Consider the following 24,111-nt stretch of genomic DNA (forward strand, 5'->3'; position numbering starts at 1 on the left):
GCAATGCCAATGCCTAAAAAAGTGCCGCTTAGAAAGTGTGCGGCAACAGGAGAAATGAAACCAAAAAAAGAAATGATTCGCATTGTCCGGTCGAAGGAAGGCGAAGTTTCCGTTGACCCAACCGGCAAAAAATCGGGACGGGGCACTTATGTTTCCCGGACAAAAGAAGCAGTGGAAGCAGCTCAAAAGAAAAATGTGCTGGCACGGCAGCTGAGTGCGGAAGTGCCGCCATCTATTTATGAGGAATTATTTGAGCTTGTAGCGAAAGGCAACGACTGAGATGGCCGTACATCCATGGGCTTCGTTTCTCGGTCTTGCCAACCGGGCCGGCAAGCTGATTACCGGTGAAGAACTGACCGTAAAAGAAATACAGCGCGGGAATGCAAAACTGGTTCTTTTATCGAAAGATGCATCCCGCAACACAGAAAAGAAAATAACGGATAAAGCAGCTTTTTACAAAGTGCCGGTGCGCCGCGTAGAAAATCGCGAAGTACTCGGACAGGCCATTGGCAAAGAAGCGCGTGTCGTTGTGGCGGTAACGGACACCGGTTTTGCTAAAAAGCTTAAAACGCTTATCGAGGAGGAGTGACAGAAGCGATCTGTCATGACAAGGAGGCTGTTTGAATTTGAATAATAAACCGAATAATCAACAATCAACTACGAACAAATCGGCGGGAAACCGTGGGCCGGCAAAGCCGAAGCCAACAGGTTCTAGACCAGGCCAGCAAAAGCAGGGCGGTTCAAAACCGGGTTCCCGGGGTATTAACGGCGGGCCGCGCGGGAAAGGCCGTTCCGGTGGACAGCGAAAAGGAGCCCCGAAACAGCCAATTCCAGTGAAAAAGAAAGAAATTCCGGAAAAAATTGTTTTCTCCGGTTCTTTAACAGTAGGCGAGCTTGCCAAGAAAATGAACGTTGAACCATCTGATGTCATTAAAAAGTTGTTTATGCTCGGCGTAATGGCAACGATCAACCAGGAGCTTGATAAGGATGCCATTGAACTTGTGGCAGGCGAGTTTAACGTAGAAGTAGAAGAAGAAATTTTAATCGATAAAGCGGATCTTGAAACATATTTTGAAGAAGAAGATTCTGAAGAAACTGCGGTTGAACGTCCGGCTGTTGTAACGATTATGGGTCACGTTGACCATGGAAAAACGACACTTTTGGATTCTATCCGTAACACAAAAGTAACAGAAGGCGAAGCTGGTGGTATTACGCAGCATATCGGTGCCTATCAAGCTGAAGCAAACGGCAAAAAGATTACATTCCTAGACACACCAGGACACGCTGCGTTTACAACAATGCGTGCACGTGGTGCGAAGGTAACCGATATTACCATTCTTGTAGTGGCAGCAGATGACGGTGTTATGCCGCAGACCGTTGAAGCCATCAACCACGCAAAAGCAGCAGAAGTGCCAATTATCGTCGCTGTAAACAAAATTGATAAGCCGGCTGCAAATCCGGATCGTGTGATGCAGGAATTAACAGAGCATGGACTTGTTCCTGAAGCATGGGGTGGCGATACCATCTTTGTTCCTCTTTCAGCAAAACACGGAGAAGGTATTGATACATTGCTAGAGATGATTCTTCTTGTTGCGGAAGTGGAAGAATTAAAAGCAGATCCAAAACGAAAAGCAATGGGTACAGTTATTGAAGCCGAGCTGGATAAAGGCCGCGGTTCTGTAGCAACATTGCTTGTTCAAAACGGCACGTTAAATGTCGGTGACCCGATTGTTGTTGGAAACACATTTGGCCGTGTCCGTGCCATGGTAAACGACATTGGCCGCCGTGTTAAAACAGCTGGCCCATCTACCCCGGTTGAAATTACCGGATTGAATGAAGTGCCGCTTGCAGGTGATCGATTCGTCGTATTCGAAGACGAGAAAACAGCACGTCAAATCGGGGAATCCCGTGCGCAGGATGCTCTTTTGGCACAACGGAGCGAGAAAACAAAAGTCAGCCTTGATAACCTGTTTGAACATATGAAACAAGGGGAAATGAAAGATTTAAACATCGTTTTAAAAGCTGATGTACAAGGATCGGTTGAAGCGGTAGCGGCTGCTCTTCAAAAAATTGAAGTAGAAGGCGTAAACGTAAAAATCATCCATACCGGTGCCGGTGCGATTACAGAATCAGATATTATTTTGGCTTCTGCTTCAAATGCTATCGTTATTGGATTCAATGTGCGTCCGGATGTGAATGCAAAACGCACGGCGGAAGCGGAAGAAGTAGAAGTACGTCTGCATCGTATTATCTACAAAGTCATCGAAGAAATCGAGGCTGCGATGAAAGGAATGCTTGATCCGGAATTTGAAGAAAAAATTATCGGACAAGCGGAAGTACGCCAGACATTCAAAGTGTCTAAAATCGGTACGATTGCGGGAAGCTATGTAACAGAAGGGAAAATCACACGTGATTCAGGCGTCCGCTTGATTCGCGACGGCATCGTTATTTTCGAAGGAGAAGTCGATGCGCTGAAACGCTTCAAAGATGATGCAAAAGAAGTCGCGCAGGGCTATGAGTGCGGGATTACTATTCGTGGCTTTAATGATGTCAAAGAAGGCGATGTTATTGAAGCGTTTATCGAACAGGAAATCGAACGTAAGTAACCTTCGTCCCAAGGAGTGAGAAGTATGTCAATGCGTTCTAATCGTGTGGCGGAACAAATGAAAAAAGAACTGACGGAAATTTTAAGCCGGAAAGTTAAAGATCCCCGTATCGGATTTCTAACCGTAACGGATGTAGAGGTTACCGGAGATCTGCAGCAGGCAACCGTTTATATTACGGTGCTTGGCGGTGAAGAAGAGCGGGAGGGCACACTGAAGGCATTAGCGAAAGCAAAAGGATTTATCCGTTCTGAACTTGGAACTCGAATCCGCCTTCGCAAAACCCCGGAGCTTATGTTTGAGTTTGATGAATCAGTTGCGTACGGAAACAAAATCGATACGCTGCTGCGGGAATTAAGAGACTCAGACCCGTCGTAATACAAAAAGAGCGCCTTGAGAAGCAGCAGGAATGTCGGCTGCTTGATCAGGCGCTTTTTTTTGACAGCAAAAGGAGGCTTGGAGTATGAATGGCATTTTGCCGCTATGGAAAGAAAAAGGAATGACATCACATGACTGTGTATTTAAAGCCCGTAAAATTCTTCGTACGAAAAAAGTAGGCCACACGGGTACACTCGATCCCGATGTAGAAGGCGTGCTTCCTCTTTGTATCGGGACAGCAACGAGACTCGCTGAATATATTACCGACAGTGGAAAAACCTATGAGGCAGAAGTAACCATTGGCTTTTCAACAGAAACAGAGGATGCGTCTGGAGCAGTGGTGGAGTCAAAGGCGGTTGACCGGTCTATTACGGATGCCGAGCTTGAAAGTGTGCTCCAAAACCTCACTGGTGAAATTGAGCAAACACCACCTATGTACTCGGCTGTAAAAGTGAACGGCAGGCGCTTATATGAATATGCACGGGCCGGACAAAAGGTAGAGCGCCCGTCACGGATCGTCTCTATTTACAGCATTGAGCGAATCAGCCCGATCGAACAGGAAAATGAAAAAGTCCGCTTTTCCATTCGCGTTTCTTGCGGGAAAGGGACCTATATTCGAACTTTGGCTGTAATGATTGGCGAAAAGCTCGGCTACCCGGCGCATATGTCACGCTTAGTACGCACCCATTCAGGGGGCTTTGGTGAAGACGACTGCGTCACGCTGTCTGTGCTGGCGGAACGGGCTCCAGAGGACGTCCTAAAGCCGGTTGAAACAGCGGTTTCTCATTTGCCGAAGTGGATCGTAAATGATACAGTAGCAGTAAAGGTAAAGAATGGGGCTGTTTTGTCGAAGCCTGCCCAGTGGCCGGCTGGGGAGTCCGAAGCAGCTGTTTATTTAAACGGGGAACTATTGGCCATCTACCAGATTCATCCGGAAAAAACAGGGCTGATCAAGCCGGTTAAAGTGATGCCACAATGACAGAGAGACAGGTGTGAAATGTATGGATGTTATTATGCTGCGGCACCCGCACAGCCATAAAAAAGAAGAACTCGAACCGATAGCGCTTGCGCTTGGTTTTTTTGACGGGGTACATAAAGGGCATCAACAGGTGATCTCTGCTGCTAAAAAAACGGCGGATATGCACGGCTGGAAAAGTGCCGTGATGACGTTTGATCCTCATCCGTCTGTTGTTCTTGGCAGAAAGCATCAGCATATCCGCTATATTACTCCTCTTGAGGAAAAAAAGCGTTTGATCGCTGATCTCGGTATTGACTATTTGTTCGTGGTCCGATTTACGTCTGATTTTGCAGCCCTCGAACCACAGCAGTTTGTAGACCAGTATATCATTGGTTTAAATGTTCAGCACGTGACGGCCGGTTTTGATTATACATACGGCCGCCTTGGAAAAGGAACGATGGAAACCTTACTGTTTCATTCGCGCGGGGCATTTGCTTTTACATCTGTTGATAAGCTTGAATTTGGGGAGGAAAAAGTAAGTTCGACCAAAATAAGAGCGCTGCTTTCGGAAGGACTTGTACGCGATGCGTCCGATTTACTCGGCCGCCCTTACCGGATGCATGGGACGGTTATTCACGGTGATAAACGCGGCCGGAAAATGGGTTTTCCCACCGCGAATATCGAACCCGATGATGATTATTTTCTGCCACGCACCGGTGTATACGCCGTGAAAATCCGTGTGAAAAATGAGTGGCGTGAAGGGGTGTGCAATGTTGGGTTCCGTCCGACATTTAAAAGTCCGGACAAGCCGGTTTTATCAATCGAAGTGCATATTTTTCAGTATACGGGGGATATTTACGGAGAAGAAGTGGAAGTGGACTGGTTTATTCGGCTGCGCGGGGAGCAGAAGTTTAGTGGTATTGAAGAGCTGGCTGCACAAATTGAACGGGATAAAAAAGCAGCTGTGCTTTTCTTCGACAGCAAACGTCTTGACGAAGAAGCATAAATTTCTTATAATAAGAAGTGCTTGACATTTTGAACCGCTGCTTGGCATCGCGAATCTCCAACGCATGCTCGGCTGACGGGGATGAATCAATTTAAAGGAGGAATTACAAATGGCATTAACACAAGAACGCAAAAACGAACTAATTCAGGAGTACAGAACACACGAAAGCGACACTGGGTCTCCAGAAGTTCAAATCGCTGTATTAACTGAACAAATCAACACGTTGAATGATCACTTACGTACACATAAAAAAGACCACCATTCACGTCGCGGTCTTCTAAAAATGGTCGGCCGCCGTCGTAACCTGCTTTCATACCTTCGTAACAAGGATGTAGCACGTTACCGCGAGTTGATCCAAAAGCTCGGTTTGCGCCGATAATTCACGATAAAGCGGGATTTTTCCCGCTTTTTTGTTAGGAAAAAAACGTTTTTTTAAATAAAGAGAGGTGCAACCAAATGGAGCAGGGAAAAAGAACATTTTCCATCGACTGGGCAGGACGCGAATTAACGGTTGAAATAGGACAAATCGCGAAGCAGGCCAATGGTTCAGCGCTAATTCGCTACGGCGATACGGTCGTACTTAGTACTGCAACAGCTTCTAAAGAAGCGAAAGCAGTGGATTTCTTTCCGTTAACAGTAAACTACGAAGAGCGTCTTTATGCCGCAGGTAAAATTCCAGGCGGATTTATTAAAAGAGAAGGCCGTCCGAGTGAAAAAGCGACACTGGCAAGCCGGTTAATTGACCGTCCAATTCGTCCGCTTTTTGCCGATGGATTCCGTAACGAAGTTCAAGTGATCAGCATGGTCATGAGTGTAGACCAGGACTGCTCACCTGAAATGGCTGCGATGTTCGGTTCCTCACTGGCGCTGTCAGTATCAGACATTCCATTCGAAGGTCCAATTGCCGGGGTAAACGTCGGCCGTGTAGACGGTTCTTTCGTGATCAACCCGACAGTAGAGCAACAGGAAAAAAGTGATATTGATTTGTCGGTCGCTGGCACTAAAGAAGCAATCAACATGGTTGAAGCGGGAGCAGACGAAGTACCGGAAGAAGTGATGCTTGAAGCGATTATGTTTGGCCACGAAGAAATCAAGCGCTTAATCGCTTTCCAGGAAGAAATTGTCGCTGCATGCGGAAAAGAAAAGCGTGAAGTTGTTCTTTATGAAAACGACAAAGTGCTGGAAGCCAAAATTCGTGCAATGTGCGAAGCGGATATGAAGCAGGCAATTCAAACGCCTGAAAAGCATGCGCGCGAGGAAGCGATCACAGAAGTGAAAAATGCTGTGAAAGAAGCGCTTCTTTCGGAAGGCGAAGAAGAACAAGTGCTGGCTGAAGCCTCCGCTATTCTTGAAAAACTCGTTAAAGAAGAAGTGCGACGTTTGATTACCGTTGAAAAAATTCGTCCGGACGGCCGGAAGATCGACGAAATTCGTCCGCTTTCTTCCGAAACCACATTACTTCCACGTACACACGGATCCGCTATGTTTACCCGTGGACAAACACAGGTACTGAGTGTAGCTACGCTTGGTGCTTTAGGTGATGTGCAAATTTTGGACGGCCTTGGAACGGAAGAATCAAAACGGTTTATGCACCATTACAATTTTCCTTCGTTCAGCGTAGGGGAAACACGTCCGCTTCGTGCACCGGGCCGCCGGGAAATTGGGCATGGTGCTCTTGGAGAGCGTGCTCTTTATCCGATTATCCCTGATGAAAAAGATTTCCCGTATACGATTCGCCTTGTATCGGAGGTGCTTGAATCGAACGGGTCTTCATCTCAAGCGAGTATTTGTGCAAGCACAATGGCAATGATGGATGCAGGTGTACCAATTAAAGCGCCTGTAGCTGGTATTGCAATGGGTCTTGTTAAGTCTGGTGAGCATTATACAGTGTTGTCTGATATTCAAGGCATGGAAGACCACCTTGGTGATATGGACTTTAAAGTAGCAGGTACAGCAAAAGGCGTGACTGCTCTTCAAATGGATATTAAAATTGACGGATTAAGCCGTGAGATTTTAGAAGAAGCGCTTCAGCAGGCAAAAGAAGGCAGAATGCATATTTTAGAGCATATGCTGTCTGTAATCGATACGCCGCGCAAAGAATTGTCGGCTTACGCGCCGAAAATTATGACCATGACCATCAATCCGGATAAAATCCGTGATGTTATTGGGCCGAGCGGCAAACAAATCAATAAAATTATTGAAGAAACTGGTGTAAAAATCGATATTGAACAAGACGGAACCGTCTTTATTTCATCGGTAAACCAGGAAGACAATGAACGGGCGAAGAAAATTATCGAAGACATTGTACGTGAAGTACAAGTCGGCGAGCTTTACATGGGGAAAGTAAAGCGAATTGAAAAATTCGGCGCTTTTGTTGAGCTGTTCAAAGGCAAAGACGGTCTTGTGCACATTTCCGAGCTTGCTGAAGAGCGGGTTGGCAAGGTAGAAGATGTATTGAAAATAGGCGATGAAATCCTTGTAAAAGTAATTGCCATTGATAATCAAGGACGCGTAAATGTGTCTAGAAAAGCTGTTTTAAAAGAACAGCGTGAAAAAGAAGAAGCAGCTAAACAGCAGCAGTAACCTTAAAAGCAGGGACTTCGTATGAAGTCTCTGCTTTTTTTATAGCTTTTGGAAGCGAAGTATGATAATGTTATTCATTGATATTGTGATGTGGTCAACAAGATGAACAGAAACTAGGGGGATATGATTACGTTGATAAAACGATTTACATGCAAGAATGGCGTGACCATCGTAACAGAAGAAATGACCACGGTTCGGTCCGCTGCAATTGGCATATGGATTGCAACAGGATCCCGTGACGAGTCACCAGAACTAAACGGTGTGTCCCATTTTCTTGAACATATGTTCTTTAAAGGAACAGATACATTAAGTGCAAAAGAAATAGCAGAGAGCTTTGACAGCATCGGCGGTCAAGTAAATGCTTTTACGTCAAAAGAATACACGTGCTACTATGCAAAGGTGCTTGATAATCATGCAGAGCACGCTTTAAATGTGCTGGCAGATATGTTTTTCCATTCTAAATTTGATACAGAAGAGCTTGAAAAAGAGCGCAATGTTATTTTAGAGGAAATTAAAATGTATGAAGACGCGCCGGACGACATTGTTCATGATTTGCTTAGCAGCGCCGCTTACGGTGACCATCCGCTTGGCCTACCGATTTTGGGGACAGAAGAAACATTGGCTACTTTCACACGTGACACGCTCAAAGAATACATGTACAACATGTATACACCGGATCGGGTAGTCATTTCGATCGCAGGTAATATTACAGAAGAGCTCGTGAAAAAAGCAGAAGCTCTTTTTGGAGAGTACGAAGGCGGCAAAGCGCCGGCCATGGAGGCTGTTTCCCACTTTTACCATGAGAAAAAAGCACGCTCTAAAGAAACAGAGCAAGCGCATTTATGCTTTGGATATGAAGGTGTCCCAATCGGAGACAAAGACATTTACAATTTAATCGTACTCAATAATATTATCGGTGGAAGCATGTCTAGCCGCCTTTTCCAGGAAGTTCGTGAAGAACGGGGTCTTGCGTATTCCGTGTACTCATACCATTCTTCTTATAAAGATACGGGTCTGATCACCTTTTATGGTGGAACAGGAGCCGAACAGCTGGAAGAATTATATGCGACCATTATGAAGTCCATCGACCTTGTTAAAAAGGAAGGGATTACATCAAAAGAGCTTCAAAACAGTAAGGAACAGCTTAAAGGCAGCTTAATGCTTAGCCTGGAGAGCACAAACAGCCGCATGAGCCGTAATGGAAAAAACGAGCTGCTTCTTAAGCGCCACCGTACGCTTGATGAAGTCGTCTCACTAATTGATAACGTAACAAAAGACCGGGTGGACGCACTTGCAGCAGAATTGTTTAATAAACCATTCTCAGCTGCGCTGATCAGCCCGGATGGCAAATGGCCGAAAACAGCCCAAATTTGAATCCGCTCAAAGAGTGGATTCTTTTTTTTTGGAACAAAACAGAACGCACAGGGAAAAATGGCGGTTCATACAATAAAAAGAATACGCCGCAATTGGAGGAGATTTAGGTGAAAGCATTGATTTATGGCGGAGATGCCAGACAGATTGAGATGGGCCGCCTGTTAATGGAACGCGGCATCCATGTGTACATGGCTGGATTTGATCAGGCAAAGAAGGAACTCTCGGGCGCAAAGGTTCTGAAACCGGAAGACGTGTCCTATCAGCTAATGGACTTGTTTATATTGCCGGTTTCGGGCGTGAAAAAAGGAGGGGTAGTGGATGCCCCGTTTTCATCAAAACCGCTTTTCATGACAAAAGAAATTGCCGAGTCTCTGTCACCCAATTGCATTATCGTAAGCGGCATTGAAACACCAGCTTTAAAAAGCATAGTAGACCGTGACATTCTGTATATTTTCGACCGGGAAGACGCAGCGGTGCTTAACTCTATTCCGACAGCCGAAGGAACCCTGATGATCGCCATGCAAAAAACGGACCATACCATTCACGGGGCCAATGTGATGGTGATCGGGCTTGGCCGCGTCGGTATTACAACGGCAAGGCTGTTCCATCAGGCCGGTGCTCATGTAACGGCAGCAGTCCGGGAAACAGGGAAATTTGCTAGAGCAAAAGAAATGAGTCTGTATCCTTTTTATATGGAAAGCATAAAAGAAGAAATTAAACGAGCCGACATTGTGATCAATACAGTGCCGGATATGGTTTTAACAAAAGAAATATTAGAGCAAATGAACCCGGGCTCTTTAGTGATTGATCTCGCCTCTGAACCGGGGGGAACGGATTTTGAAGCTGCCCAAAAAGCAGGAATAGAAGCCATTCATGCTCTAGGCCTGCCAGGCAAAGTAGCACCGAAAACAGCTGGGGAAATACTGGCTCATGTTTTATGGGATGCTGTAAAAGAATGGAAAGAAGAAAGGGGATTGTAAGAAGTGGACCTATCGTTAAAAGGGCGTCGGATTGGGTTCGGGATCACAGGATCACATTGTACATTTGAAGAAATAGTGCCGGTCGTGGCAAAGTTAAAAGAACTGGGAGCCGAGGTAGTGCCGGTGGCAACGAATACAGTGCAAAAAGAAGCAAGCCGGTTCGGTTCGGCAGGAGAGTGGCTGAAGAAAGTAGAGGAGGTAGCAGGCCAAAAAGCGATTACAACCATTCAAGATGCTGAACCGCTGGGACCAAAAAATCCAGTGGATTGCATGGTAATCGCTCCTATGACCGGAAACTCCATCAGTAAATTTGCCAACGCTGCTACAGACTCTCCCGTCTTAATGGCTGCCAAGGCTACACTGCGAAATGGAAGCCCCGTGGTGCTCGCTGTCTCAACAAACGATGCGCTTGGGTTAAACAGCCAAAATATTGTGAAGCTCCTAAATATGAAAAATATTTATTTTGTTCCTTTTGGCCAGGACGATCCTATTAAAAAACCAAATTCTTTAGTGGCGTTTATGGATTTGATTCCCGCAACGGTTTCACAAGCCCTTTCCCATAAACAAATTCAGCCGCTGCTGAAAGAATATCCGTCTTCAACCGTTTAAAGAAATCACCGCTTTTTTTATTTCCCATTGATTTTCTTCTTTCCAACGTCCTTTAATGTGTTAAAATAGTGCTATTATCGGTATCAAGATACTTTTTTCAACATTCCTGATAATTCGACAATGTATCTTTATACAAAAAGATGAACTTTTATTACTGGAAGGGGAAGATTTGAATGAGTAACACAGGTTTTCACGTAGCCGTCGTTGGAGCGACGGGAGCGGTCGGACAGCAAATGCTAAAAACATTGGAAGAGCGCAATTTCCCGATTAAGACATTGACGCTTCTTTCATCCGCCCGTTCAGCGGGAAAAACCGTTTCTTTTAGAGGCGAAGAAGTAACAGTTCAAGAAGCAAAGCCAGAGAGCTTTGAAGGAATCGATATCGCCCTGTTTTCCGCCGGAGGCAGCGTATCAGAAGCATTGGCTCCAGAAGCGGCAAAACGCGGTGCGATCGTGATCGATAATACAAGTGCTTTCCGTATGCATCCGGATGTGCCGCTTGTCGTGCCGGAAGTCAACAAAGAAGATTTGCGTAATCATAATGGCATCATTGCCAACCCGAACTGCTCAACGATTCAAATGCTTGTAGCTCTTGAGCCGATTCGCCAGGCAGCAGGCTTGAAAAAAGTAATCGTTTCTACGTACCAGGCTGTTTCTGGTGCGGGAACAAAAGCAGTGGAAGAGCTTTACAGCCAGACAAAAGCGATCGTAAACAATGAATCGTTTGAGCCGAAGATCTTACCAGTCGGCAGCGACAAAAAACATTATCAAATTGCATTCAACGCTATTCCGCAAATTGATAAATTCCAAGATAACGGCTTCACATATGAAGAAATGAAAATGATTAATGAAACAAAGAAAATTATGCATATGGAAGACCTGCCGGTTGCCGCAACGTGTGTCCGCCTGCCAATTGCAACGGGCCACTCAGAATCTCTTTATTTTGAAACAGAAAAAGGCGGCTTGAGCGCAGCGGATATCCAGGCTTTGCTAAAAGACGCTCCAGGTGTTGTGCTGCAGGATAATCCTTCTGAACAGCTTTACCCAATGCCGGCAGATTGCGTAGGCAAAAATGATACTTTTGTTGGGCGGATTCGTAAAGATCTTGATACAGATAACGGTTTCCATATGTGGGTTGTTTCTGATAATCTGTTAAAGGGAGCAGCTTGGAATTCTGTTCAGATTGCTGAGACGTTAATTGAAATGGGCCTTGTAACAGAAAAATAAGCCGGCTGCCACTCCTAATTGAGAAAGCCAGGTGTAAAATGTGAACATCATCATTCAAAAGTTTGGCGGGACATCTGTCCGTGATGAACAGTCGCGGCTGAGCGCTCTTAGTCATGTACAGCGCGCGGTCCGTGAAGGATATAAGGTAGTTGTCGTAGTTTCTGCGATGGGGCGAAAAGGCGATCCGTATGCGACGGATACGCTTCTTTCGCTTGCAGGAAGCGGGACAGGGGTGTTGACAAAGCGGGAAACAGACCTGCTCATGTCAACCGGAGAACTTATTTCCAGTCTTGTTTTTTCAGCGATGCTGAAAGAAAACGGGCTGTCGTCTGTTGCGCTCACGGGCGCTCAAGCCGGCTTTTTAACGGATCATAACCATACGGATGCGAAAATTGTCAAAATCGAGCCGTCAAGGCTGCTGAAAGAATTTGAAGCATGCGACGTCGTTGTCGTAGCAGGATTTCAAGGTGCGACAAGCACAGGTGAAATTACAACTCTTGGACGCGGCGGCAGCGATACGTCTGCAGCAGCGCTCGGTGCAGCCTTGCAGGCCGATTTTATCGACATTTTTACAGATGTAAACGGAATTATGACAGCTGATCCGAGAATTGCCAAAAATGCTCGGCCATTGTCTGTTGTAACTTATACAGAAGTATGCAATATGGCTTATCAAGGTGCGAAAGTCATTCATCCGCGTGCTGTGGAAATTGCCATGCAGGCGAAGGTGCCGCTTCGTATACGGTCTACGTATTCGGAGGAAACGGGTACCCTTGTTACTTCTTCTCCGGATGAAAACCGCGGCTCTGATACACGTGACCGGCTTGTGACGGGGGTTGCCCACGTAACAGGCATCACGCGCATTCGGATACAAACGACAGAGCAGGCGGAGATTTTTGCATTGATGGCATCAGAAGGCATCAGTGTTGATTTTATCAACATCTCTGAGGATCGTGTCACGTACACGGTTGTAGACGCGGATGCGCCAAAAGCAAAGCAGCGTTTGGAAGAAAACGGATATAACCCTCTTCTCGACCCTGATTGTGCGAAAGTGTCAGTTGTTGGCGCTGGCATGACAGGCGTGCCCGGGGTTACATCGAAAATTGTTTCAGCGCTTGCTTCAAAAGGTATCTCTATTATGCAGTCCGCGGACAGTCATACGACGATCTGGGTGTTAGTGAAAGAAGACCAGATGCCGGCTGCTGTTAATGCGCTGCATGATGCATTTTTACTTGAACAAATAAATGAATAGGCTGAATTGATTGAGGAAGCCGGAATTAGGAGGCGATTGCACATGATTTCTTTCGGCCGGTTGTCGACGGCAATGGTGACGCCGTTTGACTCAAAAGGGAACATTGATTTCGAAAAAACCACACAGCTGATTGAACATTTAATCGGAACCGGAACCGATTCGCTTGTCGTAGCGGGAACAACCGGTGAATCACCAACACTTACAACTGAGGAAAAAGTGGCGCTTTTCCGTCATACCGTTAAAGTGGTCAATGGCCGTATTCCGGTCGTTGCCGGTACGGGAAGCAACAATACAAAAGCGTCCATTGAATTAACGAAAAAAGCGGAGGCAGAAGGCGTTGACGCCATTATGCTCGTGGCTCCTTATTATAATAAACCGAACCAGGAAGGGTTGTTCCAGCACTTTAAAACAGTAGCGGAATCTACTCATCTTCCCGTTATGATCTATAACATTCCGGGCCGTTCTTCTGTTTTAATTGAGCCAAAAACAACGATCCGTCTTGCCAATGAAGTATCAAACATCATGTCAACAAAAGAAGCGAGCGGCAGCCTGGATATCATCACAGAAATCGTTGCAAACACTGGAGACGATTTTCTTGTATACAGCGGTGATGACGGGCTGACACTGCCGGTTCTTTCGGTAGGAGGCACAGGGATCATTTCTGTCGCATCTCACGTGGCTGGAAAAGAAATGAAGCAAATGGTGAATGCTTATTTAAGTGGAGATGTTCAAACAGCAGCTTCCATTCATCAAAACCTTCTTCCGCTTTTCCGCGGATTGTTTGCGGCCCCAAATCCAGTGCCGGTCAAAACGGCTCTTCAAATGAAAGGTCTCGATGTGGGCGGTGTTCGTCTGCCGCTTCTTCCTTTAACAGAAGAGGAGCGAACAACCCTGTCGACACTACTTTAAAAATAAAGCCGGTTTTTGCAGAACTTCTGCAAAAACCGGCTTTTCTTATTTCCCGGCAGATAGTATTGGCTTTCATTTTCTTCATCGCTTATAATAGACGTAATGTTTGGATCGGGTCTTTTAAATGTTTAGGAGGAAATAATGTGAGCAAGAGAACAAATGAATTAATTAAGATTATCCCGCTGGGCGGAGTCGGGGAAGTCGGGAAAAATATGACAGTCGTAGAAGTGGATCAGGATATTTTTGTGATCGACACCGGCCTTATGTTTCCTGAGAATGAAATGCTTGGAATCGATATTGTCATTCCGGACATTACATACCTGGAAGAAAACAAGGAGCGAGTGAAAGGTATTTTCCTGACGCACGGTCATGAAGATGCGATCGGCTCGCTCGGCTATGTACTAAAAAAAGTACAGGCACCTGTATATGGAACCAAATTAACTCTGGCGCTTGCCAAGATGCGCCTGCGTGAAGAGAATGTAAAAGAAGACGTTAAATTTTACACGGTTCATTCCGAATCGAAATTGCGTTTTGATCATGCGGATGTGACTTTTTTCCGGACAACACACAGTATTCCGGATTCTGTCGGTGTCGCCATCCACACATCTGAAGGCGCCATCGTACACACAGGTGAATTTAAATTTGACCAAAGTGCAAAGGGCCACTACGCACCGGATATCGGCAAAATGGCGGCGCTTGGCAAAAATGGTGTTTTCGCTTTGCTTTCTGACTCTACAGAAGCTGAACGTCCGGGTCATACAACTTCTGAGGCAGTCATTGCCTCTCAGCTTTCAGATGCGTTTCATTCAGCTGAAGGCCGGATTATCGTTTCACTTTTTGCGTCTAACTTAATTCGTATGCAGCAGGTATTTGATGCCGCTTATGAAAATGGCCGCAAGGTAGCAGTGAGCGGAAAAAGCATTCAGCGTGTAAATGATATTGCCATCCGGCTTGGCTATTTGCAGGTCGAAGATGATATTTTAATCAGCTTAAATGAAATCAGCAAGCATGCTGATCATGAAGTGGTGATCCTCGCAACAGGCGTACAAGGTGAGCCAATTGAGGCGCTTCAGAAAATGGCGAAGGGTACAAACCGTCATGTGAAAATCAAAGAAGGCGATACGGTGCTGATTACTGCATCTCCATCTCCAGGCTTAGAGCTGCTGATGGCCAAAACAGTCAACCTTCTTTACCGTGCCGGCGCAAATGTGTTAACAGGCAGCCGCCGTGTGCACGTTTCCGGACACGGGTCTCAGGAAGACTTAAAGTTTATGCTTAATTTAATGAAGCCGACGTATTTCATTCCGATTCAAGGGGAATACCGTATGCTTAAAGCACACAAAAACCTGGCACTTACGACTGGTGTGCCGGAAGAGAATACGTACATTCCGGAAAAAGGCGATGTCATTGAATTTAAAAATGGAAAAATGCGGCCGGCCGGCCGTGTAACCGCCGGCAATGTTCTGATTGACGGAATTGGTGTGGGAGATGTAGGCAATATCGTTCTGCGTGACCGAAAGCTACTGTCACAGGATGGCATTTTCACGGTTGTAATTACGCTAAGCAAAAAACAAAAAAGAATTGTTGCCGGACCGGAAATTATCTCACGCGGTTTTGTGTATGTGCGCGAGTCAGAAAAGCTGATCGATGATTCCGTAAAGCTTGTGACAGGTATTGTTGAGAAAAATCTTGCGGGTGAAACATTTGAATGGTCTGGTATTAAGCAGGATATTCGTGATCAATTAAACTCATTCTTACATGAAAAAACAAAGCGGCGTCCAATGATCCTGCCGATTATCATGGAAGTATAAACGCTCATACGTTCTCATGTGTCGATCATATGATATAATGTGAAAGCAGCCGAAACCGGCTGCTTTCAACTGTTTAAAGATCATGAAAAGTAGGGTGACGACATGGCACAAAAAAAACGAAAAAAACCGGTCCGGCGCCGGACCAATAAAGAAAAAAAGCAAATAGAATCATTGAAGATCCAGGGAGCCGGCGCTCTTATCTTTGTTCTTTGCGCTGTGGGGCTGCTTGGCACTGGAGTCGCTGGAGCTATTATCAAAGGAGCGGCCGCTTTTTTCTTTGGCACGCTGTATGCGTTCGGATTGATCGGTCTATGCGGTATGGCACTTTATATGATTGTAAGGCGAAAACGGCCGCCGGTTTGGGAACGTAAAATCACGGGCAGCCTGCTGGTGGTTGCCAGTCTGCTTGTATTTCTGCATATTCGCCTGTTTGAAAATCCGGCAGAAGGTGTGAATTACACAGCTGAAACGTGGTATTTATACAAACAAAGCGTTTCAGGTGTCGGAACGATGGATATCGGTGGCGGAATGATTGGCGGAGCCTTATTTCATCTTTTTTTCTTTTTATTTGGCCAGCCAGGCACATGGATTTTTGGACTGACTTTGTTTTTCGCAGGGATTGTGTTAGTAGGCGGAAAGCCGCTTGTTGAAAAATTGGTACATGGCGCCGCTCTTGCGGGCGAAAAGCTGAACGATTCCTGGCATCAAGCGAGGGAACAGTGGGCGGAGCGAAGAGAATGGAAGGAGCAGGAGCAGGCTGAGAAGGACAAGCCGAGAGCATCGGCAAAAGAAGCGCTGCCTGAAGTAGAAAGCAAAGAAGAGCCTGTTATGTCGGAGGCCGCACCGCTTATTTCAAGCTTTGCTGAAAAAGCCTACACAGAAGAACCGGTTGCGTTGCAGAAGAAACATGAACCGGCCGCACCGCAGGAAGCGGAGCCAGCGGTTCTATCGTTTACAGAATCAGAAAACAAAGACTACAAGCTGCCGCCGGCTTCTCTTCTCCAAAAACCGCAGCAGGCAGATCAAAGCAATGAAAAAAAACATATTCAAAAAAATGCTCAAAAACTCGAAAAAACCTTTCAAAGCTTTGGTGTTAAAGCGAAAGTGACTCAGATCCATCTTGGTCCGGCTGTCACTAAATATGAAGTACAGCCGGATACCGGCGTAAAGGTAAGCAAAATTGTCGGCTTGACGGATGATTTGGCGCTGGCGCTTGCAGCAAAAGATATTCGGATGGAAGCGCCAATTCCGGGCAAATCCGCTATAGGAATTGAAGTGCCGAATGCTGAAGTGGCGATGGTCAGCTTTCGTGAAGTGATTGAAGCAAAGCAGCATGAAAAAAAGGATTCAAAACTTTTGGCTGCACTCGGGCGTGATATTACCGGTGAAGCCATTGCAGCTGAACTGAATAAAATGCCGCATTTGCTTGTTGCCGGGGCAACGGGAAGCGGAAAAAGTGTCTGCATTAACGGCATTATCACTAGTATTTTAATGCGTGCTAAGCCGCACGAAGTGAAGATGATGATGATTGATCCGAAAATGGTGGAGCTTAATGTGTACAATGGCATTCCGCATTTGCTCGCCCCTGTTGTAACAGACGCAAAAAAAGCATCACAGGCATTAAAAAAAGTAGTAGGGGAAATGGAACGCCGGTACGATTTGTTTTCACACACAGGCACGCGAAATATCGAAGGCTATAATGGGCATGTGACCAAGCACAATAACGAAACGGGCGAGAAGCAGCCTCATTTGCCGTACATTGTTGTGATTGTGGACGAGCTGGCTGACTTAATGATGGTTGCCTCAAGCGACGTAGAAGATTCGATTACAAGGCTTGCACAAATGGCCCGGGCAGCCGGCATTCATTTAATTATTGCCACCCAACGTCCATCTGTAGATGTTATTACCGGCGTTATTAAAGCGAATATCCCCTCGCGCATCGCTTTCTCAGTTTCATCGGCAACCGATTCCCGCACCATTTTAGATATGGGCGGTGCCGAAAAACTTCTCGGACGCGGGGATATGCTTTTTTACCCGTCTGGAGCGGTAAAGCCGATTCGGGTTCAAGGTGCCTTTTTGTCAGATGAAGAGGTAGAAGATATAGTGGATTTTGTAATTGCCCAGCAAAAAGCGCAATATCAGGAAGAAATGATTCCAGAGGATGTGCCAGAAACAGCCGGCCAGTCGGAGGATGAGCTGTATGATGACGCGGTGCAGCTGATTGCTGAAATGCAGACTGCGTCGGTGTCTATGCTGCAGCGCCGCTTTCGCATCGGCTATAGCCGGGCAGCACGTTTAATTGACGAAATGGAAATGAGAGGCGTTATTGGTCCGTACGAAGGAAGCAAACCGAGAACGGTGCTCGTTCCAAAGCCGTCTGAAGAGCATATGTAAAAAGAACAGCCGAAGGGCTGTTCTTTTTTTTAAAAACTTTTTTACTAGTGTATGCATGTTTTTGCAAGCGATTTCTTTGGGGTTATTATTTTGCTTGTATAATAATACGAATGGGAGAATGTTTAAGAAATTCTCTCTTTTCACTATTAAATAGTATCTTTTCAATTATCAAAAAAAATGATATGTTAAATGAAATTAGCGTAAATGTTAAACCTCAGAGGTCTGATGTCTCGTGCGAATGAAAAGAAAAGGTGGTGACGATTCCGTGTCCATTAAACAGGACAACCGGCATTTATACCTTCAGGTAATTGACCGGCTGAAAAAAGATATTGAAGAAGGGATCTACAAAGAAAAAGAAAAGCTTCCTTCAGAATTTGAGCTGGCCAAACAGCTTGGCGTCAGCAGAGCCACTCTTCGGGAAGCGCTGCGCATACTCGAGGAGGAAAATGTGATTATCCGGCGCCATGGAGTAGGCACATTTGTTCATTCCAAGCCATTATTCACATCCGGCATTGAGCAGTTGATCAGCGTGACGGATATGATTGTAAATGCTGGCATGGAACCGAGTACTATTTTTCTCTCGTCTGCAGTGATGCAGGCAACTGAGGAGGATGCTCGCAGGCTGGCATGTGAGCCGGATGCGGAATTAATGGTGATTGAGCGTGTGCGGACCGCCAACGGAGTACCGGTTGTTTATTGTATTGATAAAATACCGAAAGTACTGTTTCCAGGGCAGTTTGACGCAGGGCAGGAATCCTTGTTTACCTTGTTTGACGAGCATGCTGCACATCCTGTTTCGCATGCTGTAGCCAACATTGAACCATATGGCTGGCATGAAAAAGTATCACCGATCCTGGATTGTGAGCCTGAAACCGCACTGCTTGCCCTAAAGCAGCTTCATTATACGGAGAATGATGTGCCGGTTTTATACTCGGTGAATTATTTTCGGGCGGACAAGTTCAGTTTTCATGTTCTGCGCAGACGTATGTAATCCAGGCATCCACGTTAATTAAATTACTAGAGGGGGCATAAAAGAATGAAAAAACGTAATTTTGGTTTTGCAATGTCCATGGTTTTAGCAGCCGGCACCATTTTAGGTGCATGCGGCGGCGGTGAAGAAGCTGATAATAATGGCGGCGGCAACGGCGGAGGAGAATCCGATAAGTTTACGGTTGGGATGGTAACAGATGTCGGCGGTGTTGACGATAAATCCTTTAACCAATCTGCCTGGGAAGGGCTTCAGGCATTCGGTAAAGAAAACGATCTTGAAAAGGGCACGGATGGTTTTGATTACATTCAATCAAAAAGCGATGCCGATTACAAAACAAACTTGAATACTGCAGTTCGAAATGGCTTTGATTTAACGTATGGTATTGGTTACAAGTTAAAACCAGCCATTGAAGAAGTGGCAAAACAGCGGAAAAACAGCCAGTTTGCAATTGTGGATGATGTGGTAGAAGGTTTAGATAACGTGACAAGCATTACATTCAAAGAAAATGAAGGTTCATTCCTTGTTGGGGTAGTAGCAGGCCTTCAAACAAAAACAGACAAAGTTGGATTCATTGGCGGAGTTGAAAGTGAACTGATCGACAAATTTGCCGGCGGCTTTGAAGCCGGTGTCAAAGCTGTAAATCCAGACGCGGACGTTGTTATTGAATATGCCGGTGCATTTGATAAAGCGGATAAAGGCCAGCAAATGGCATCTGCTATGTACTCTTCCGGTGCCGATATCATTTACCACGCAGCAGGCGGTACAGGAAATGGCGTATTTACAGAAGCAAAAAGCTTAAAACAAAAAGATCCAAGCAAAGAGATCTGGGTCATCGGTGTTGACCGCGACCAGGCAGAAGAAGGAAAAGTAACAGCAGGCGGCAAGGAAATGAACGTAACGCTGACTTCTATGGTTAAACGTGTAGACCTTGCTGTTCAAGACGTGGCAACAAAAGCCCAAAACGGTGAATTCCCGGGCGGCGAAGTGATTGAGTATGGTCTTGAGGCAAACGGTGTAAGCATTGCGCCAACACAGGATAACTTAACAGAAGAATCAAAAGCTGCCGTACAGGAATGGACAGATAAAATTAAAAATGGTGAAGTTAAAGTGCCAACAAAACCAAGCGGAAAATAATCCGTCTAGCGGATGCCGGACTGAACGCCGGCATCCCTTTTTAAAGATGACGGGAGTATAGACAAGCTATACTATACTGCCTTGATTTTTAAAAAATTTTGCTCATAAGGTCAGACATCCTACTGGATTATAAGCGTTTTAAAAAGGAGAGTGAGAAAGATGGATTATGTAATCGAAATGCTTGGCATTCGGAAAGAATTTAACGGATTCGTAGCGAACGATAATATTACGTTGCAGCTCGCCAAAGGAGAAATTCATGCTCTTCTCGGTGAAAATGGAGCGGGAAAATCGACCTTAATGAATGTGCTTTTCGGTCTTTATCAGCCAGAAGCAGGACGAATTCGGGTAAATGGAAAGGACGTTCACATTACTGATCCGAATAAAGCGAACGATTTAGGCATTGGCATGGTGCATCAGCATTTTATGCTGGTGGACACGTTCACTGTAACGGAAAATATTGTGCTGGGCAATGAGCCGAAAAAATTCGGAACGGTAAATATGAAAAAAGCCGAACAAAAGGTGCGGGAATTGTCAGGGCAGTATGGCCTTTCGGTTGATCCGACAGCGAAAATTGCAGATATTTCAGTGGGTATGCAGCAACGTGTCGAAATCTTAAAAACACTATACCGCGGTGCGGAAATCTTAATTTTTGATGAACCAACCGCCGTCTTGACGCCGCAGGAAATCAAAGAATTGATTGGAATTATGCGTGCGCTCATTAAAGAAGGAAAATCAATTATTCTCATTACGCACAAATTAAAAGAAATTATGGAAGTATGTGACCGGGTAACGGTCATTCGAAAAGGAAAAGGAATTGGCACAGTAGACGTATCAGAAACAAATCCGAATCATTTAGCGAGCTTAATGGTGGGCCGCGACGTCACCTTTACGACTGAGAAGACGGAAGCCGCTCCAGCTCATAATGTACTCGAGGTACGTGGACTTTCGGTAAACGATTCGCGCGGTGTCCCAGCGGTGCGCAATTTAAACCTCGATGTGCGGGCCGGTGAAATTGTCGGTATTTGTGGTGTAGACGGCAACGGCCAAACAGAATTGATCGAAGCCATTACAGGACTTCGAAAAGCAGCTGAGGGCTCTATTCAGCTGAATGGCAAAGATATTACAGGCTTTAAGCCGCGGAAGGTGACCGAAGCTGGTGTTGGGCATATTCCGCAGGATCGGCACAAGCATGGCTTAGTGCTTGACTACCCGATTGGCACGAACATCGTCCTTCAAACGTATTATCAAAAGCCGTATTCAAAAACGGGAATTATGAATTATAAAGAAGTATACAAAAAAGCAGCCACGCTGATCAAGGAATTTGACGTACGGACGCCGTCTGAGACAACGCTGGCACGGGCTCTTTCAGGCGGGAACCAGCAAAAAGCCATTATCGGCCGGGAAGTGGATCGTAATCCCGACCTTTTAATTGCCGCCCAGCCGACACGCGGACTTGACGTCGGAGCAATTGAATTTATTCACCGTCGTCTTATCGAACAGCGTGACAGTGGAAAAGCGGTTTTGCTTCTTTCATTTGAGCTTGATGAAATTATGAATGTATCAGACCGGATCGCGGTTATTTATGAAGGGCAGATTGTCGCCAACGTGGATCCGAAAACAACAACAGAACAGGAACTCGGCCTCCTAATGGCCGGATCAAAGAAGGGAGCGGATGAGCGTGTCTAAAAATTGGACTGTATTGGCAGTTCCGGTTATTTCCGTTCTGTTTGGCCTGCTTGCGGGGGCCATTATTATGCTGGTCAGCGGAAACGATCCAGCAGCGGGGTATGCCGCCTTATGGAACGGGGCATTCGGTGATTCGTTTTATACAGGTGAAACATTGCGCCAAATGACGCCATATGTATTTGCAGGCCTTGCCGTTGCCTTCGCTTTCCGAACAGGTTTATTTAATATCGGGGTAGAAGGACAGCTTCTTGTCGGATGGCTTGCTTCGGTGTGGGTTGGTCTGGCATTTGAGCTTCCGAAATTCATTCATCTGCCGCTCGCTATTTTGGCGGGGGCGGCTGCAGGAGCGGCCTGGGGCTTTATTCCCGGCTTCCTAAAAGCGCGCCTGCGTGTACATGAAGTTATTGTAACCATTATGATGAACTACACAGCGCTTCACGTAACAAACTATTTTATCCGTGACGTAATCAGCGACGGAGCGGATGCAACAGATCCTGTGCATGAAACAGCCAGCCTTCAATCGGAGTTTCTGCAAAGTATAACAGATTTTTCATCACTTCATAACGGAATTTATTTAGCAGTTGTGGCTGCCATTTTGATGTGGTTTATGCTGGAAAAAACAACGCTTGGCTATGAGCTGCGTGCAGTTGGTTACAACCAGCACGCCTCTGAATATGCCGGCATGAGTGTAAACCGGAACATTATTTTGTCCATGGTCATTTCAGGCGCATTTGCTGGTATTGGCGGCTCCATGCAGGGGCTTGGCACATTTGGCAATATGTTTATTAACTCCGGATTTTCCGGTATCGGTTTTGACGGTATCGCCGTTGCACTTTTGGGAGGAAATACAGCGATCGGCGTTGTGCTGGCGGCTCTTTTGTTCGGTGCATTAAAAGTAGGTTCATTGAATATGCCAATCGAATCAGGCGTGCCGAATGAGCTCGTTGAAATTGTCATTGCGCTGATTATTTTCTTTGTAGCATCAAGCTATATGATTACCTGGCTCCTAGGCCGCTTTAAAAAGAAGGAGGCGAAATAAATGGATGCGTTAACGATCATTGCGTTAATCGTTTCTTCGTCCTTGTTCGCAGCTACACCGCTTATTTTCACAGCACTTGGCGGCGTATTTTCGGAAAAATCCGGCGTTGTAAACATCGGCCTTGAGGGGCTGATGATTATTGGCGCATTTACAGCGATTGTTTTTAACTTAACATTTGCTGATACATTTGGCAGTGCAACACCTTGGGTTGCGCTTCTGGCGGCCATGCTTGCCGGAGGATTGCTGTCGCTGCTTCACGGTTTGGCGTCTATTACATTCCGTGCCGATCAAGTTGTCAGCGGGGTCGCTATTAACTTCCTCGCACTCGGTCTGTCCCTGTTTCTTGTAAAACTGCTGTATGACAAAGGCCAGACAGACATGATCAAAATGAATTTTATTAAAAAAGATATCCCTTTTTTAAGTGATATCCCGATTATTGGAGATATTTTCTTTGGCGATATTGCAAGACCAACCATTTTAGCTTTTGCGATCGCCATTATTTCCTGGTTTGTGCTGTACAAAACACCGTTTGGCCTGCGTCTCCGCTCTGTTGGGGAGCATCCGATGGCGGCTGACACAATGGGCGTAAATGTGGCCAAAACACGCTATATCGCCGTGTTTATTTCAGGACTTCTTGGCGGTCTTGGCGGCGCGGTGTATGCCCAGTCTATTTCACTGGATTTCAGCCATGCTACCATTACTGGCCAGGGCTTTATGGCACTTGCAGCCATGATCTTCGGAAAGTGGCATCCGCTTGGCGCGATGGGAGCGGCTATTTTCTTTGGCTTTGCTCAAAGCCTCAGTATTGTCAGCTCGAACATTCCGTTTTTGCAGGATGTTCCGGATGTCTACCTGCTGATTGCTCCATATGTGCTGACCATTTTAGCATTGGCCGGCTTTATCGGACGTGCTGATGCACCGAAAGCATCGGGTACACCCTATGTTAAAGGCAGCAGATAAAAAAGAGTTCCGCTATATGCGGGATTCTTTTTTTGCTTTAGATCATAGCCTTTTGTTTACCTTTTACATCATTCTTTAAAACAGAAGGAGAAAAGGTGATTAAAAACGCCTGCTTTTTCTCATACTGTTTTTAAAGTTCGTACATGTTGACAGGTATATCCTGCCCAAATTCTTCATTATATATAAGGTTTTTGTTTCCTTTAAGACATTATATTTCCTAT

21 protein-coding genes are annotated in these 24,111 nt (G+C 45.8%); all 21 read left to right on the forward strand.

Annotated elements, in window-relative coordinates; all coding sequences use genetic code 11:
• Positions 1 to 3 precede the first annotated feature (3 nt).
• Positions 4 to 279 carry an RNase P modulator RnpM gene (gene rnpM, locus L2D08_RS13950; RefSeq protein ID WP_242234464.1) on the forward strand — a complete coding sequence of 92 codons (276 nt, stop codon included), beginning with the start codon at positions 4 to 6 and terminating at the stop codon, positions 277 to 279.
• A gap of 1 nt (position 280) precedes the next feature.
• Complete coding sequence (locus L2D08_RS13955; RefSeq protein WP_242234465.1) at positions 281 to 589, forward strand: YlxQ family RNA-binding protein; 309 nt, start codon at positions 281 to 283, stop codon at positions 587 to 589.
• Positions 590 to 626: 37 nt separating this feature from the next.
• The gene (infB, locus tag L2D08_RS13960; protein ID WP_304653934.1) at positions 627 to 2,606 is read left to right on the forward strand and encodes a translation initiation factor IF-2; all 1,980 of its coding nucleotides are present in this window, start codon (positions 627 to 629) and stop codon (positions 2,604 to 2,606) included.
• A 24-nt stretch (positions 2,607 to 2,630) separates the two neighbouring features.
• Positions 2,631 to 2,981, forward strand: a complete 351-nt coding sequence (gene rbfA, locus L2D08_RS13965; RefSeq protein WP_046175015.1) for a 30S ribosome-binding factor RbfA — start codon at positions 2,631 to 2,633, stop codon at positions 2,979 to 2,981.
• A gap of 85 nt (positions 2,982 to 3,066) precedes the next feature.
• A complete protein-coding gene (gene truB / locus L2D08_RS13970; RefSeq protein ID WP_242234466.1) occupies positions 3,067 to 3,960 on the forward strand; it encodes a tRNA pseudouridine(55) synthase TruB in 894 nt (297 codons plus the stop codon).
• A gap of 22 nt (positions 3,961 to 3,982) precedes the next feature.
• Positions 3,983 to 4,945, forward strand: a complete 963-nt coding sequence (gene ribF / locus L2D08_RS13975) for a bifunctional riboflavin kinase/FAD synthetase (protein WP_242234467.1) — start codon at positions 3,983 to 3,985, stop codon at positions 4,943 to 4,945.
• A gap of 109 nt (positions 4,946 to 5,054) precedes the next feature.
• A complete protein-coding gene (rpsO, locus tag L2D08_RS13980; RefSeq protein ID WP_242234468.1) occupies positions 5,055 to 5,324 on the forward strand; it encodes a 30S ribosomal protein S15 in 270 nt (89 codons plus the stop codon).
• A 77-nt stretch (positions 5,325 to 5,401) separates the two neighbouring features.
• Positions 5,402 to 7,528, forward strand: a complete 2,127-nt coding sequence (pnp, locus tag L2D08_RS13985; protein WP_242234469.1) for a polyribonucleotide nucleotidyltransferase — start codon at positions 5,402 to 5,404, stop codon at positions 7,526 to 7,528.
• A 132-nt stretch (positions 7,529 to 7,660) separates the two neighbouring features.
• A complete protein-coding gene (locus L2D08_RS13990) occupies positions 7,661 to 8,902 on the forward strand; it encodes a M16 family metallopeptidase (RefSeq protein ID WP_242234533.1) in 1,242 nt (413 codons plus the stop codon).
• Between the two features lie 107 nt (positions 8,903 to 9,009).
• Positions 9,010 to 9,882 (forward strand): dipicolinate synthase subunit DpsA, encoded by an 873-nt coding sequence (dpsA, locus tag L2D08_RS13995; RefSeq protein ID WP_242234470.1) that lies wholly within the window; start codon positions 9,010 to 9,012, stop codon positions 9,880 to 9,882.
• A 3-nt stretch (positions 9,883 to 9,885) separates the two neighbouring features.
• Complete coding sequence (locus tag L2D08_RS14000) at positions 9,886 to 10,491, forward strand: dipicolinate synthase subunit B (RefSeq protein WP_242234471.1); 606 nt, start codon at positions 9,886 to 9,888, stop codon at positions 10,489 to 10,491.
• A 173-nt stretch (positions 10,492 to 10,664) separates the two neighbouring features.
• On the forward strand, positions 10,665 to 11,717 hold the full coding sequence (gene asd, locus L2D08_RS14005) for an aspartate-semialdehyde dehydrogenase (protein ID WP_242234472.1): 1,053 nt from the start codon (positions 10,665 to 10,667) through the stop codon (positions 11,715 to 11,717).
• 40 nt (positions 11,718 to 11,757) lie between these two features.
• Positions 11,758 to 12,966, forward strand: coding sequence for an aspartate kinase (dapG, locus tag L2D08_RS14010; protein WP_242234473.1), 1,209 nt, complete (start codon positions 11,758 to 11,760; stop codon positions 12,964 to 12,966).
• Between the two features lie 42 nt (positions 12,967 to 13,008).
• Complete coding sequence (gene dapA / locus L2D08_RS14015; RefSeq protein WP_242234474.1) at positions 13,009 to 13,875, forward strand: 4-hydroxy-tetrahydrodipicolinate synthase; 867 nt, start codon at positions 13,009 to 13,011, stop codon at positions 13,873 to 13,875.
• 143 nt (positions 13,876 to 14,018) lie between these two features.
• The gene (locus tag L2D08_RS14020; protein WP_242234475.1) at positions 14,019 to 15,686 is read left to right on the forward strand and encodes a ribonuclease J; all 1,668 of its coding nucleotides are present in this window, start codon (positions 14,019 to 14,021) and stop codon (positions 15,684 to 15,686) included.
• A 102-nt stretch (positions 15,687 to 15,788) separates the two neighbouring features.
• Complete coding sequence (locus tag L2D08_RS14025) at positions 15,789 to 18,080, forward strand: FtsK/SpoIIIE family DNA translocase (protein WP_242234476.1); 2,292 nt, start codon at positions 15,789 to 15,791, stop codon at positions 18,078 to 18,080.
• Between the two features lie 265 nt (positions 18,081 to 18,345).
• The gene (locus L2D08_RS14030) at positions 18,346 to 19,071 is read left to right on the forward strand and encodes a GntR family transcriptional regulator (protein ID WP_242234477.1); all 726 of its coding nucleotides are present in this window, start codon (positions 18,346 to 18,348) and stop codon (positions 19,069 to 19,071) included.
• Between the two features lie 45 nt (positions 19,072 to 19,116).
• Positions 19,117 to 20,205 (forward strand): BMP family lipoprotein, encoded by a 1,089-nt coding sequence (locus tag L2D08_RS14035; protein ID WP_242234478.1) that lies wholly within the window; start codon positions 19,117 to 19,119, stop codon positions 20,203 to 20,205.
• Between the two features lie 159 nt (positions 20,206 to 20,364).
• Positions 20,365 to 21,891 (forward strand): ABC transporter ATP-binding protein, encoded by a 1,527-nt coding sequence (locus tag L2D08_RS14040; protein ID WP_242234479.1) that lies wholly within the window; start codon positions 20,365 to 20,367, stop codon positions 21,889 to 21,891.
• Positions 21,884 to 22,930 carry an ABC transporter permease gene (locus L2D08_RS14045; protein WP_242234480.1) on the forward strand — a complete coding sequence of 349 codons (1,047 nt, stop codon included), beginning with the start codon at positions 21,884 to 21,886 and terminating at the stop codon, positions 22,928 to 22,930. Before L2D08_RS14040 ends, L2D08_RS14045 begins: the two co-directional genes overlap by 8 nt.
• Positions 22,931 to 23,890 carry an ABC transporter permease gene (locus L2D08_RS14050; RefSeq protein WP_242234481.1) on the forward strand — a complete coding sequence of 320 codons (960 nt, stop codon included), beginning with the start codon at positions 22,931 to 22,933 and terminating at the stop codon, positions 23,888 to 23,890.
• The last annotated feature ends 221 nt before the right edge of the window (positions 23,891 to 24,111 follow it).

Origin of the sequence: Domibacillus sp. PGB-M46 (genome assembly GCF_022668875.1) — a bacterium.
In the GTDB taxonomy this organism is placed as follows: Bacteria; Bacillota; Bacilli; order Bacillales; family Domibacillaceae; genus Domibacillus.